This is a genomic window from Clostridium sp. RTP31139st1_H3_RTP31139_211217 (assembly GCF_040227035.1).
GTDB lineage: Bacteria > Bacillota > Clostridia > Clostridiales > Clostridiaceae > Clostridium > Clostridium saudiense.
Genome location: NZ_JBCOAB010000003.1, coordinates 1 through 13964 on the forward strand (window position 1 = coordinate 1; position 13964 = coordinate 13964).

Here is a 13964-nt window from a genome sequence, read left to right on the forward strand (position 1 = left end):
AATATTACTGGAAATCAAAATTTCCAGTAATATTTGATTTATAAGAAACTATATTACACAAAATTATCTACAGTCTCCAAATCTATCTATTCTCCTCTCTTGGGAGTTTCTTCATTTTTACTTATCAGCAAAGCTAATACTTTTTATTAATCTATCTTCTCCAATAATAGTATTCTTAAAAATTCTAGTTGCATTTTCTTCATATTCTTTTGGTTCTAACATCGCAGGTGAAAAATGAGTTAATAAAAGTTCTTTACAATTGCCATCTCTTGCAAGTGTTGCAGCTTCGCTAAATGTCATATGTTTTTTTCTTATAGCTTTATCTATATCATCATCACTTCCAAAATTACCTTCACAAATAAACAAATCACTATCTTCTATAAAATTAACTATACAATTTAAAGGTCTAGTATCCGTAATTAAACTTATTTTTATTCCTCTTCTTTCATCACCAAGTACCATTTCTTTTTTATATTCTTTGCCCTCATAATTTATTATTTCTTCATAACCTTTTTGTAGCTTATTCCATAATATTTTAGGTACATTATTTTTTTCAGCTTTTTCTACTGAAAACTTCCTATCACGCTTAAAATATAAACTATATCCTATACAAGGTGATGAATGATCAACTTCTAATGTTGTAAGCTTTATTTCACCACATTTTTCAACAACTTCAAGATTATCATCATTAACCTTAAAATTAATTTCCCTAGGGTTTTCTATTATATTTAAATCATATGTAAGATATTTTGCTATAACAGTAAGTCCTTTAACTACTTCTGTTATTCCTTCTGGTCCAATTATAGTTAACGGTTTTTCTCTTCCGCTATTTGCTATAGTTGATAAAAGTCCTGTTAAACCAATAATATGATCACCATGACAATGTGTTATACAAATTACATCTATGGATTTAACCCCCCATCCAATCATTCTCATAGATACTTGAGTTCCTTCCCCACAATCTATTAGAATTTTTCTTCCTTTAAAATTTAAAAGTGTTGCAGATAAATTTCTATAGGGCATTGGCATATTTCCACCACAGCCCAATAAACATAAATCAACCATACTCCCACCAACTTTCTATATTATGCATTTAATTTAAAGGTACAATTAGGATAATTTTTACATCCTTTAAACTTTCCATACTTACTTTTTTTCTTTTTAAGCTTTCCTCCACATCTTGGACACCTATTTTTTTTCAGTTTTTTCTCTGCATTTTTTACTGTTCTTTTAACATTTTTAACATGAGCCTTTCTTTCTTTAAATGAATTAACATTTAACTCTTCTAATTTCTTAAATATTCTTTCTACTTCTTCAATTGTATACTCTTTAGTTTTATATGATTTTATTATCTTATTTACTTTATTAATATATGTAACATCAGTAACTGCATTTACATTTAACCTTGCTCTTTTACTAAATAAAATAATAGATTTTATCTTTTTGTATCTTATTTCAGGAATTAAATCTTTTATTGCCTTTATATGACCATTATTTTGTTTTATAGGATTTCTTAAATTTTCATTTTTATTTATTAGTATTTGACTCCAGTTTTCATCATATTCATTTCCTTTTATTATTCCCTTATAATTTTTTGTTTCTATAACAAAAACTCCATATATAGATATAACAACATGATCTATTTGTGTACTACCATTTGCAGTTTTTAGCAATACATTATTTAGCACCTTATATTTTCGTTTATTTAATTTTCTTAATCTTTTACTTACTTGTTTTTCTCCAATATATCCTTTTATCTTAGCTTTATATACCCTTATAAAAACAAATGAAATAACCACTATTCCTATTATTATTTTCATATTATCACCTAAAATATCTTTATTGAGATATAATATTTACTTAAAAAAGCCCCAAATAATAAATTTGGAGCTCCTACATTATTTTAAAAGCTATTTAATTATATCTTCTTTTATTTTTTTCTTTTGCAAATTTTCTAGCATTTTTTATTCCACCAACACTTGCAAACATATTATTAATTTTTTCTTTTTCTAATTTTCTACCTTTTAATTCTGAATATTTTAATTCTTTTTGAATCTTCTTATAGCTTTCAAATCTATTTATATCAATTATTCCATCTTCTATTGCTTTTCTTACAGCACATCCTGGTTCACTTTCATGCTTACAATCTGAAAATTTACACTGTGCTGCTATTTCATCAATATCAGAAAAAGATTTATCTACATCTCCAGTAATAAGTTGCAACTCTCTCATTCCAGGTGTATCAATAACTACGCCTCCATTAGGTAGTACTAAAAGCTCCCTATGAGTTGTAGTATGTCTTCCTTTATCATCATTTCTTAAACCATTTGTAAGAAGAATTTCTTCTCCCATTAGTTTATTTATAAGAGTTGACTTTCCTATACCTGATGAACCTATGAATGCTACTGTTTTATTATTACCTATATAATTCTTAATTTCTTCATAGCCTTCACCATTTATAGAGCTTGTTACTAATACATCAATTCCAAATGCAACGGCTTCTACCTCTAATTGCTTTTCTAAAACATTATCACAAAGGTCAGCTTTTGTTAATACTATTACAGGTGTTGCCATACTATCCCAAGCAACTGATATATATCTTTCTAATCTTCTAATATTAAAGTCATTATTAAGTGCCATACATATAAACACAATATCTATATTTGCAGCCACTATTTGAATATCTCTTCTATTTCCAGCAACTTTTCTTTCAAAAGCACTTTTTCTTCTTAATACATGATGAATTATAGCATTTCCATTACTATCATTTAATCTATCTACCATAACCCAATCTCCTACAGCTGGAAAACTTTCTGTGCCTAATGCTTCATGCTTAAATTTACCTGAAACTTCTGCTAAAGCCTCTCCCTCTTCTGTAATAATTTTATATTTATCTTTATGCTGAACAGATACCCTTGCTAAAAATAAATTATCTTCATACATTGTTGCTTCAATTTCAAATCTTTCAGTTAGTCCAATATTATTTAAATTTGTTTTTTCCAATTTTCTTTCCTCCGAAATGCACTTAAAGTTTAAATTAATTTCAACTAAACCCTTAGTGAGGAGGTATCAAAAGTTTCATTACAATTCTGTAAGGCTAATTAATACCCACCTCACTAATTAATACACTATCCATTTCAATGCTTATTATTTTCATCATAATACATCACTCCTTTTACGAAATTAAAGGTATGAGAACCTAATTCTCATACCTAGTTTATCATTATTTTTTTAATATATCTACTATTAATTTCCTAATTTTAATTACCCTTTTACACTAATATACAATTAAATTTCACTTTATATATTTATGCATAATAAATTTAGTTTCAAGCTTCTCTCCTACTTTAAAAGAATGTTTACCAATTTCTTTAAATCCATTCCTTTCATAAAATGAAATTTCTCTATCATTTCTTTCACATATACCAAGCCATATAAATTCTTTACTATCATTTCTTGCAACTTTAATTACTTGTTCAATAAATTCCTCGACTATATCCTTACCTTGATAATCCTTTAATATATATATCTTTTCTATTTCCATTGATCTTGGATTCTTAATATCTTTTTGCGCTTTATATTTGTTTAATTTTACATATCCACCTAACATGTCATCTATATACATGAAATAAACTCCAGAGTTTTCATTTATTATTTCACGACTTAGCTTTTCAACACTAAAGCTTTTATCAATATATTTTGCCATATTTACCGGTGTATTATCTTGACCATATGTATCTACATAATTAATTATTGATAATTCTTTAAGTGTAAATAAATCATTTAATGTACACTTTTTTAAAGCAACTTTCATTACGTTATCCTCCCTTAAATTCCTCACTCTTATTCCTCTATTGTATTTTCATAATAATATATCAACAACCTATCCACTTATTAATTACACTATTATTTATTTTGTTTTTCATTCCATTCTTCTTTTAAAATTCCATAGAAAAGTTCATCATGATATTCATCTTTATAACCAACAACCTTTCTATTTTTAATAGCATGTCCCTCTCTTCTCATTCCTATATTTTCCATAACACGATAAGAACCATAATTTTCTGCATCACAAGTAGCATATAATCTATGCAATTTTAATTCCTCAAATGCAAATCGAACTAATTCTTTGCCTGCTTCGGTCATATACCCCTTCTTCCAATAATTCTTATGTAAAACCCATCCTAGCATTGCTTCATCTAATGTATCATTTAAATAAATACCACATCCCCCTATTACATTTCCTGTATCCTTTAAAGTCACTGCAAAATCGTATTGTTTTCTAGGATTTTTATTAGCATTTTCTATACATTCTACTAAAAATTCAACTGTATCATCTTCTGAATTAGGTCCCCATATCATATACTTAATATTTTCTATATCAGAAGCATAAGCATGCACCGCAGCGAAATCATTTTCATTAAATTCCCTTAATATTAATCTATCAGTTGTCAACTTTATTTCTCTTTCATCATTAATTCCCATATCCTATTCCCTTCCCATATTTCAATAATTTTTAACTAATCATTACCAATTATTATAACATATATTTAATCACTTTTCCATTATATGTATTTCAAAGAGGTTATTGTAATTTTTTATTACAATAACCTCTAAAGTAATTAATATCTATAAAACAAATTCTAACTGACAATCATAAGGTTCTTTTGAAACAATTTTTTCATTATATTCTTCAGCTTCAACACATCCCATTACTTTGTAAAATGCTTGTGATTCCTCTGAAGAATGTGCCGAAATATATAGTTTTTTTGCACCAAGTAGTTTTGCTTCTTGAATAGCAATTATGAAAAGTTCTTTACCTATACCTCTGCCACGACTTTTATAAGAAACGTGAATAGATGATAATTGTACATATTCTTTATGTGCTCCAAAGAATTCACTTTCTATAGAAAAAAATCCTATTAAACTTTCCCTATCAAATGCGCCTATAACAACTCCATTTGTTCTTATAGTATTTTTTAAACATTTTACTAAAAATTTATATTCTTCTTTACCCCATTGTTCTATAAATGGAACATCTTCTAATTCCCACTTATCTCCATGTTTTCTCCAACATCTTTTTACCTCTTGATATCTATTAAACTTTGAAAATAATTCTTCGTTTATTTCTTCTTCTTTTAACTTTTTATAAATAATCTTATCCATTTTACATCCTCTTCTCATGCTTTATTTAATAAATTTCTAAGGCATCATCTGGTAACTCTTTTATATGTTTAATAAAATTAAAACTTCTTTGTGCTTCATCATAATTATACTCATATCCTAATTGTTTAGATACACTATAAGCAACCTCTTCAAATAACTCACAAGTTATAAAAAGCGCTGTCCATGATGAATTATAATCACTCATATTAAAAGTACTCATTAATTTATCCCATAATTCTTTATCTATATATTCTTTAAGAAACTTATTAGATTTTCCAATACTAACTTTAAAATTTGTCTCTATTCCAACCTTCCACTTAATCATAGTTATTAATCCATCTCTTACATAGTTATTCATAACACCTATTGAATAGAGAATTTCTTTTCTCCATAATCCTTTTGCACAATATGGTGCTACCCACCAAAAATTATTACATTCACTAAAGTATTCTTCATAACTAGGTTTTTTAATCCAGTAATCTTCATCACTAGCAGGCTTAACTTCTGGTAAAATATTATCTTTATCTAATAATTGAACTACTAATTTATCTTTGTTATATTCCTCAGTTAACATATTAATTGGTTGCAGATGCAAATCTATTCTATTTCCATCTGTAAATTGCATCAAATAAGTATATCCATTATTAAAGTCAATATTAATTCCTTGCATTTTATCCAATTTATCTGGTTCTTGAAAAATAATTGGTTCTCCAAAATTACTTGTCCATTTTTTATCTTCTATAAAAGTTTTAGTTTCTGTTACCACATATACAATATCATAATCTTGAAATATATCTTTTTTTATATTAGGATTAGCTCTTGAGCCATTCATATATACAGCTCTAATTCTTTCATCTCGTTTAGCTATATCTAAAATCAAATCATACATTTCCTTTTCACTTCTCATAAACTTCTCCTTATATAACTCAATAGTAATTACTATTTAATTTTAATCTTGGTAAGTGATAATATGTTGGATTTCATTTTTTAAATCTTTTAATTTTTCTCTAAAAAATGTTGGATATGCTCTATACTCATTTAATTTATCTATAGGTAACCAATACATATTTTCTTTTACCCCTTGAGTATAACTATTGCTATTTAATTCTTGAGTCCCTCTCGGTTTCATTAAGAAATATAAGGCTATCTCATGACATTCCCTTCCTTCTAAAGTACCATCTCCATCAAAGAAATTTTCATGTATAAATGCTAATCTTTCTACTTCATACTCAACACCAGTTTCTTCTAACACTTCACGCTTTACAGCTTCTTCTGCAGATTCTCCAATATGAACTCCACCACCAATAGAATAATAATAACTTTCTCTTTCATTTCCAGCAAAAAGAACATGTCCATTTTCTATAATAATTGCCGCTGCACGATATCTAAACCATTTATTTCTCTTTGTAAATCCACAATCATACTCCATTTATACTCACCTCACCCTTTAAAATATAAATACTAATATTATTATACCATTGCTTATTCTCAAATAATCAGTCTCATTTTTAATTTCTGAATTCTTACAAACCTCAATTTATTTAATTTATTATTAATTCTAATAAAAAACGTATTACTAAACTAATATTAATTTAGTAATACGCCTTTAAACTATATATTATTTTCTAATATATTTTTAAATACTTTATTATGCTCTATATCTTTACTTAAACTTTGAATAACTCTTATTATTTCATCTTCAGTTATTGCCTTTTTTGAATTTAAAGCAATTCCTATTACATAAGCCTTTATTATCTTATAACTATTAATTAATACATTTATACTTAAGTTTAAGCTTTCACCTTTATTAAATGGAATTAAGTCCTTAAAAATTTGATTAACTAAATAATTTTCTAAAATATATGAGTATTCTTTAAGTCCTATAAAACCCTCTTGATTTTCACTTATATATTTGCTTAAATCATCATATTTTGAAATACCCTCTTTATATTCTACTACACATTCTTTAAGCCTTATTCCCTTTATATTATTAATAAGTTTTTCATCTATAAGGCTTAAATAAAATTCATTACTTTCATTAAAAGGACTTCCTTTTAACTCTTCTAAATTTACATTATCCTCACTAAAATCTTCTAAAAGCTCCTCTATACTTTCAAAGTCATTTTTCTTATAAAACTCTTGGATTATATTATAAAAATTCTTTAATATATTTAATCTTTCTTCTATAGTAAAATTTCTATTTTGAATTATATTTATTGAATTAACTCTTATATCCCAAAAATATTGAAGTAAACTATCGCTATCTTCAAAGGCTTCTGTATCTATTATCCTTCTAATTTCAATAGCACTTTCATCTATTTTTTCTTCACACTCAATAAACTCCATTTTTTCTTTATTTAAAAATGCAATTTTACATGCTTCTTCACATGATGGTAAAGCCGATTTTTCGTATACATCATCTATAATATTATATACTCGCGGAAACCTCTTACAAGTTATACAAAGATTTTCTTCACCTATTCCTCCATGAATATCACATAGTAAATTATCATTTAAAAATGGACATCTATTTTCTTCTTTTAAAATCATAAACCCTTTATTAAAATAATCGCCACTATTTTTATTTTCTCTAAATTTACCCTTAACTAACTCTTTAAGCTCTCCAGTACAATTACTATACTTTTTATATGTATCTTCATCTATATTTATATCCCATCCTGCACAACATGTATCTACACATTCTGATCCAATACATTTAAAAGTTAACATATATTTTGGCATAAACATATTTGCTTTCATTTTTTACTCCAATCATTTATATTTATATTTATATTTCCTATTAATAATACATCAAAATTTATATTATGTAACTAAAATTAGCTTGTAATATATTTAAAAAAAGTAAAATACATTTGAGAATTTTATCTCAATTGTATTTTACTTTATTAAAAATTAACTACATTTCTGTTCCTCAATTCTTTCAACTATTATTTCTTTTACCCTTCTCTCCTCAATTTTAGAAATAGAAATACTTAAATCTCTATATACAAAACTTTCTCCAACCTTAGGTAAATATCCAAATTCTTTTATAACCCATCCGTTAACAGTTTGTACTTCAAAATCATCTACTTCTTCCTTCATATTAAATTCTTCAAAAAAATCCCCTAATGAAACACTGCATATAACCGAATACTTATCTTCATCTATCTTTTTAAAATATTCTACAACTTCATCATGCTCATCCCATATTTCACCTACTAGTTCCTCTAATACATCCTCAAGTGTTATAATTCCCATGGTTCCACCAAATTCATCTATAACTACAGCCATATGATTTTTAAGATATTGAAACTTCTTTAAAAGTTCTGAAATCTTAGTATTTGAAGTCACATATAATATTGGTTTTATAATACTATCAATATTAACTTTTTTATCATCTAGTGCATCATAAAAATCTTTTTCATGAATCACACCAATTATATTATCTATATTATTTTCATAAACAGGAATTCTTGAAAATTTATTTTCTTTAAAAACCCTTCTTACATCCTCTATTGTAGCTTCTTTAGATATTGAAATTAAATCAACCCTTGAGGTTAGTATTTGATCTGCATCTAAATCATTAAATTCTATAGCTGAACGTATAAGCTTACTCTCATGTTCATCTATTCCACCTTTAATTTCAGCTTCTTCTACAATAGTCAATAATTCTTCTTCAACTTCTATTGGAATTTCTTCAACTTTTATTACCTTAGAAATAGTCTTTTTCCATAACCCAAACACAAAATTTAGTGGGGTAAATATAATAAGCAATACTTTTAATATTGGTGTAGAAAACATTGCAAATTTTTCAGGACTCTCCTTTGATAAGCTTTTAGGAGATATTTCCCCAAATATTAATACAACTATAGTCATAACGATTGTTGAAATTGTTACACCTGCATCCCCATAATATTTAGTAAAAACTATAGTAGCTATTGATGCTGATGCTATATTCACTATATTATTACCTATTAATATGGTTGAAAGTATGCTATCAAACTTTTTAGCGAGATTTAATGTACTTTCGGCTCTTTTACTTCCATTTACAGCTAAGTTCTTTAGCTTAATTTTATTTAAGCTAGAAAAAGCTGTTTCTGTAGCTGAAAAGTAAGCTGACATAATAATAAGAATAGCAATAACAACAATCAATATCAGGGCATTATCATCCATTTTAATATCACTCCATTTTTATAAATATTTTAGTTTACTAACAATATATGTAGAATCAATTAAAATATTATATAAATTAAGTTCATTAATTTTAAATATAATAAAAAAATAAAAACAGATGAATTTAATGCAATTCATCTGCTTTTATTTCTACTATCTTTTAAATGTTACTTCTTTTTCTTCATTTACAGTTATAAATGACTTGCTTGGTATAGTCTTTGCTATAACTCTACCTTCTCTTATTGAATATAAAACCTCTGCTCTTCTTCTAACAGCATCATAACCACTTTCAGAATTTAGTAATATTAAATTCCCTGGTTTACCTATTTCTATTCCATATATATCTTCAATATTTAATGTTCTTGCACTATTAGTAGATATAAACTTTAATGATTCATTTATATCATCATAGCCCATCATTTGGCATACATGTAACCCAAAATGAACTACTTCTATCATATTACCAGTTCCCATTGGATACCATGGATCAAAAATATCATCATGTCCAAAAGAAACATTTATTCCTGCTTCGTTTAATTCCTTAACTCTTGTTATACCTCTTCTCTTAGGATATGTATCAAATCTTCCTTGAAGATGAGTATTTACTAAAGGATTTGAAACAAAGTTTATTCCAGACATTTTTAATAACCTAAATAACTTATATGTATATGCATCATTGTACGATCCCATTGCTGTAGTATGACTAGCTGTTACCTTATTTTTAAGGCCTGTTTCTAAAGCTCTTGCTGCTACTACTTCTAAAAATCTTGATTGCTCATCATCTATTTCATCACAATGAACATCTACTAATACATTATATTTTTTAGCTAATTCAAATATTTTATTTATAGATTCTACACCATACTCTCTTGTAAATTCAAAGTGAGGTATAGCCCCTATTACGTCAGCCCCTAACTTTATAGCTTCTTCTATTAATTGAATACCATTAGGATAAGAAAGAATTCCTTCTTGTGGGAAAGCTACTATTTGTAATGTAACATAATCTTTAATTTCTTCCCTTACTTCTATCATTGCTTTTAAAGCAATTAAACTCTCATCAGTAACATCAACATGAGTTCTTATAAATTGAATTCCATTAGCAACTTGCCATTCTATAGCTTTTTTAGCTCTAGTTTTAACATCTTCTTTAGTTAAGAATTCTTTTCTTTGAGACCATCTTTCTATTCCTTCAAAAAGTGTTCCACTTTTATTCCATTCTGGTTCTCCAGCTGTTAAAGTAGTATCTAAATGTATATGTGGTTCTATAAAAGGAGCAGAAGCTAATGCTCCATTTCCTTCTATAATTTCTTCATCATTTACAACATCTAAATTTTCTGCTATTTCAGTAAACTTTCCATCAACTATTCTTATGTCAAATAATCCTTCTCTATCTAAAAGTCTTACTTTTTTAATTAACATATTATCATCACCTTATTTTTCAGTTATTTTTGTTCCTATTACGTAAACTATCATTGTTGTTAAAATTGCATTTAATGCTATAACTCCAACTGTTACAACATTTGCAACTATAAATCCTACTAAGAAAGCTATTATTGCTATCCAGTTTACATTTTTAAACTTTGCATTTTCAATATTATCATATTTTCTTTTCTTTATAAAGAAATAATCTGCTATTATTATTCCACCAACTGGAGGTAACATTGAGTTTAAGAAAGTTAAGAATGCTGTAAAGTTATTATTTAACCATATTGATCCTACTGTTCCTATAAGTCCTCCTATGATTACCATTTGTTTTTTAGGCAACTTAGTTATGTTTGATAATCCAAGTCCAGATGTATAAATTGCATTATCATTAGTTGTCCAAATATTTAATCCTAAAACTAATATTGCTGGTATTACTAAACCTTGTGAGAACATTACATCTGCTATATCAGAATTTCCTGTAACCATTGCACCTACTGCTCCAAATAAGAACATTAAAGAATTTCCTATAAAGAATGCTACTACTGTTGTTCCAACTGCTACTTTTTTATTTTTTGAGAATCTAGCAAAGTCAGGTGTTGCTGTTCCTCCGCTTATAAATGAACCAACACATAAAGTTACCGCTGTTACCATTGCCATTTTACTAGTTGGCTCTATATTCATTAACCCTTGTACTCCACCTACTGAATTAGTTGCCATCACTGCTGATGTACTTCCTAATATAGCTATTGCTGGTACTGCTATTGCACTTAATATTGTTAAAGACTTCATTCCAAAATAAGCTGTTGCTGTCATTAATAATCCTGTTACTGCTACTAATAAATATAAATTTATATTAAATCTATTTGCTACTGGTATTGCAAACATTGCTATTCCAACACCAAACCATCCAATTTGTGTAATACTAGTTATAAATGATGCAAGATATGAACCCTTTTCTCCAAATGAATACCTAGCAAGTAAATGCATCGAAAGTCCTGTATCTGTTCCTATATATGCTAACAATCCTGTATAACAAGCTAATATTAAATTTCCTAATAATACTGCTATGAAGAACTCTTTTAATGTTAAGCCTGTCCCTAGATTTCCACCTGTTAACATACTAGCCGAGAAAAATGTAAATCCAAGCATTACTACAAACATTGAAAGAAATCCTTTCTTATCTTTGCTATGCACATGACCTAATGCGTAATCATGGTCCTCCTTATTTACATTGCTATCCATTTTTAATTTTACTTCCATTTTTAAATCTCCTTAAACATAAAATTTAAAAACCAGTGCCTAAGGTATAAAAAAACGACCTTTCTTTTTATAGAAAGGTCGTTACTACTTAAAATTAAACATGGTATAAATATATTAATTTAATTTATTTTTATCATATTTAAAGCTTTATCTGTCGTACAATATCCGACCTTTTTAATCTCTCTGGATTAATTTTAAAGGACTAGTTTTTCTTGAAATCATTATATACTCAATTGTCGAAAATAGTCAACACTTTTTTATATAATTATAAAAAATATCCCCAAGGTTAATCTTAATATTAGGCTCTGTTTTAAATGAAGGTTGATTATATATTAAATTTAAAAGGACACATTGCTGTGTCCTTTTTGAGTATATATTATATTATAAAATTTATTGCAATTACCAAAAGTCCGCCAATAATTAAGGAAACTGTACTTAATCCTGCACTTATAGTAGTTTTTATATTATTAGTTTTATCTTTTTCCATTTTACTAACTTCGAGATTTGCATTAGCAATATATTGAGCATTATTTTGTCCAAGACCTTGCATAGATAATCCCATTGGATTTCCTCCAATAGAAGAAAGAACTCCTCCGACAACAAAAATTATGCCTTCAACAAAAAGTACATCTCTTAATTCATAATCTTTAAAATTTGTAATTATAAGTGCGACTCCAAATAATACTATACCCCAAATAATTCCGAAAATCACACATTTCCCAATAGTTTTTAATATACTTTTTTCCATAGATTTGCCCCCTTTTTTATGAACTAATAAAATATTCATATCTTTATTATATATCAAATATAACATAACTAAAACATTTATTGCATTTTATATATATATATTAACTATTTATATAAATATTGGTTGTCTTTCCTTGAACTCCTTTACCATAGTATAACTATGTGCTATATTACTATGAACTATCAAGTTTTTATTTCGTATTGTTTCTTTTTCTGTACTAAATGTATTTATCCATTTATGCCACTTTAAATAGTTCTCAAGATATTTTGTAGCCACCCCATTAAATTTCGCCATCCATCTCTTTAAATTAGAATGCAGACTATTTATGTGATTTATATGATATATATCTTCTTTGTGTCTACCTCTTTTAATTCTCTTGTGCTCTAATTTCATATCTGTAGCAAACTGAATATATGACTTATGAGAATCTGTGCATAGAATAGAATTTTCCCCTATACGATTACCATATAGACGTTCTAACTCATTAGCAGTAACTCTACCAGTACACAGTAATTCAATTATTATATTGCCTTCTCTATCAAGAGCAGTACCTACACAAACTTGTTCTTTACTGATACCTCTCTTTTTAACTTGTTTACCTCTCTTACGAGAAGGTCTTGGCATATTGGCAGGCTTAGTTCCTTTGTATGAGTAAGCAAAGAAAACTTCATCTGCTTCAACTACACCATCAACAGAGCCTACTCCAAGAAATTCACTAATACAATTAAGTATTTTGTGTCTCCAATAAAAAGAAGTTGCAATATTAATTTCTACTTCTTCGGCTGATTTCCTTATAGAGTAACCATTCAACATACATTTAGCATATTTTAACCATTTATCTAAGCCCATTTTGCTTCTATAAGTAGCAGAGTTAGTCAAATCGGAGAATGATTTTTTACAATTTCTGCATAAATATCTTTGCACACCATTTCTTTTTCCATTTCTAACTACATTAGTGCCATTACAATGACAACAAACTCTACCTTTAGAAAATCTCATTTCTTTAACTTCTTTAGTTACTTGTGCAACTTGAGAACCCAAAACAAGATATTCTTCTAACTGAGTTAGTAATTCTTGTTGCTCTTGTTCTGATAAGGCTTTTGCTTGTGATAATACTAATGCTACATTATTCATGGTGATACCTCCGAAAATTGATTATATCTATATTATAACCTATTTTCAGAAAAGTATC

At 27.2% G+C, this 13964-nt stretch carries 14 protein-coding genes; all 14 read right to left on the minus strand.

Features of this window, described 5'->3' with window-relative positions:
- Positions 1 to 117: 117 nt before the first annotated feature.
- Positions 118 to 1065: a ribonuclease Z gene (locus ABUA17_RS01980; RefSeq protein ID WP_055290953.1), complete on the minus strand. Its 948-nt coding sequence runs from the start codon at positions 1063 to 1065 to the stop codon at positions 118 to 120.
- Between the two features lie 20 nt (positions 1066 to 1085).
- Positions 1086 to 1820 carry a nuclease-related domain-containing protein gene (locus ABUA17_RS01985; RefSeq protein ID WP_055275765.1) on the minus strand — a complete coding sequence of 245 codons (735 nt, stop codon included), beginning with the start codon at positions 1818 to 1820 and terminating at the stop codon, positions 1086 to 1088.
- Between the two features lie 94 nt (positions 1821 to 1914).
- Positions 1915 to 3003 carry a ribosome small subunit-dependent GTPase A gene (gene rsgA, locus ABUA17_RS01990; RefSeq protein WP_042396598.1) on the minus strand — a complete coding sequence of 363 codons (1089 nt, stop codon included), beginning with the start codon at positions 3001 to 3003 and terminating at the stop codon, positions 1915 to 1917.
- Positions 3004 to 3295: 292 nt separating this feature from the next.
- A complete protein-coding gene (locus ABUA17_RS01995) occupies positions 3296 to 3814 on the minus strand; it encodes a GNAT family N-acetyltransferase (RefSeq protein WP_042396596.1) in 519 nt (172 codons plus the stop codon).
- A 92-nt stretch (positions 3815 to 3906) separates the two neighbouring features.
- Positions 3907 to 4485 (minus strand): GNAT family N-acetyltransferase, encoded by a 579-nt coding sequence (locus ABUA17_RS02000; RefSeq protein ID WP_052330625.1) that lies wholly within the window; start codon positions 4483 to 4485, stop codon positions 3907 to 3909.
- Positions 4486 to 4629: 144 nt separating this feature from the next.
- Complete coding sequence (locus tag ABUA17_RS02005; RefSeq protein ID WP_172676147.1) at positions 4630 to 5166, minus strand: GNAT family N-acetyltransferase; 537 nt, start codon at positions 5164 to 5166, stop codon at positions 4630 to 4632.
- Positions 5167 to 5191: 25 nt separating this feature from the next.
- Complete coding sequence (locus ABUA17_RS02010; protein WP_042396589.1) at positions 5192 to 6073, minus strand: aminoglycoside 6-adenylyltransferase; 882 nt, start codon at positions 6071 to 6073, stop codon at positions 5192 to 5194.
- A 42-nt stretch (positions 6074 to 6115) separates the two neighbouring features.
- Entirely contained in the window at positions 6116 to 6595 is a 480-nt protein-coding gene (locus ABUA17_RS02015; protein WP_042396587.1) for an NUDIX hydrolase, read from the minus strand.
- Positions 6596 to 6777: 182 nt separating this feature from the next.
- Positions 6778 to 7926 (minus strand): flagellin lysine-N-methylase, encoded by a 1149-nt coding sequence (fliB, locus tag ABUA17_RS02020; protein WP_195951048.1) that lies wholly within the window; start codon positions 7924 to 7926, stop codon positions 6778 to 6780.
- Between the two features lie 153 nt (positions 7927 to 8079).
- Entirely contained in the window at positions 8080 to 9339 is a 1260-nt protein-coding gene (locus ABUA17_RS02025; protein ID WP_042396582.1) for an HlyC/CorC family transporter, read from the minus strand.
- A gap of 153 nt (positions 9340 to 9492) precedes the next feature.
- Positions 9493 to 10758 (minus strand): cytosine deaminase, encoded by a 1266-nt coding sequence (gene codA / locus ABUA17_RS02030; protein WP_154820421.1) that lies wholly within the window; start codon positions 10756 to 10758, stop codon positions 9493 to 9495.
- Positions 10759 to 10770: 12 nt separating this feature from the next.
- On the minus strand, positions 10771 to 12024 hold the full coding sequence (gene codB / locus ABUA17_RS02035) for a cytosine permease (protein WP_195951047.1): 1254 nt from the start codon (positions 12022 to 12024) through the stop codon (positions 10771 to 10773).
- Positions 12025 to 12400: 376 nt separating this feature from the next.
- The gene (locus tag ABUA17_RS02040) at positions 12401 to 12772 is read right to left on the minus strand and encodes a hypothetical protein (RefSeq protein ID WP_055291452.1); all 372 of its coding nucleotides are present in this window, start codon (positions 12770 to 12772) and stop codon (positions 12401 to 12403) included.
- A gap of 108 nt (positions 12773 to 12880) precedes the next feature.
- The gene (locus ABUA17_RS02045; protein WP_082423879.1) at positions 12881 to 13906 is read right to left on the minus strand and encodes an IS1595 family transposase; all 1026 of its coding nucleotides are present in this window, start codon (positions 13904 to 13906) and stop codon (positions 12881 to 12883) included.
- Positions 13907 to 13964: the final 58 nt, after the last annotated feature.

Excerpts from the sequence above, each read along its gene's own strand:
- ABUA17_RS01980 (WP_055290953.1), bottom strand. The coding sequence starts at position 1,065 with ATGGTTGATTTATGTTTATTGGGCTGTGGTGGAAATATGCCAATGCCC.
- ABUA17_RS01985 (WP_055275765.1), bottom strand. The coding sequence starts at position 1,820 with ATGAAAATAATAATAGGAATAGTGGTTATTTCATTTGTTTTTATAAGG.
- ABUA17_RS01995 (WP_042396596.1), bottom strand. The coding sequence starts at position 3,814 with ATGAAAGTTGCTTTAAAAAAGTGTACATTAAATGATTTATTTACACTT.
- ABUA17_RS02000 (WP_052330625.1), bottom strand. The coding sequence starts at position 4,485 with ATGGGAATTAATGATGAAAGAGAAATAAAGTTGACAACTGATAGATTA.
- ABUA17_RS02005 (WP_172676147.1), bottom strand. The coding sequence starts at position 5,166 with ATGGATAAGATTATTTATAAAAAGTTAAAAGAAGAAGAAATAAACGAA.
- ABUA17_RS02010 (WP_042396589.1), bottom strand. The coding sequence starts at position 6,073 with ATGAGAAGTGAAAAGGAAATGTATGATTTGATTTTAGATATAGCTAAA.
- ABUA17_RS02015 (WP_042396587.1), bottom strand. The coding sequence starts at position 6,595 with ATGGAGTATGATTGTGGATTTACAAAGAGAAATAAATGGTTTAGATAT.
- fliB (WP_195951048.1), bottom strand. The coding sequence starts at position 7,926 with ATGAAAGCAAATATGTTTATGCCAAAATATATGTTAACTTTTAAATGT.
- ABUA17_RS02025 (WP_042396582.1), bottom strand. The coding sequence starts at position 9,339 with ATGGATGATAATGCCCTGATATTGATTGTTGTTATTGCTATTCTTATT.
- codA (WP_154820421.1), bottom strand. The coding sequence starts at position 10,758 with ATGTTAATTAAAAAAGTAAGACTTTTAGATAGAGAAGGATTATTTGAC.
- codB (WP_195951047.1), bottom strand. The coding sequence starts at position 12,024 with ATGGAAGTAAAATTAAAAATGGATAGCAATGTAAATAAGGAGGACCAT.
- ABUA17_RS02040 (WP_055291452.1), bottom strand. The coding sequence starts at position 12,772 with ATGGAAAAAAGTATATTAAAAACTATTGGGAAATGTGTGATTTTCGGA.
- ABUA17_RS02045 (WP_082423879.1), bottom strand. The coding sequence starts at position 13,906 with ATGAATAATGTAGCATTAGTATTATCACAAGCAAAAGCCTTATCAGAA.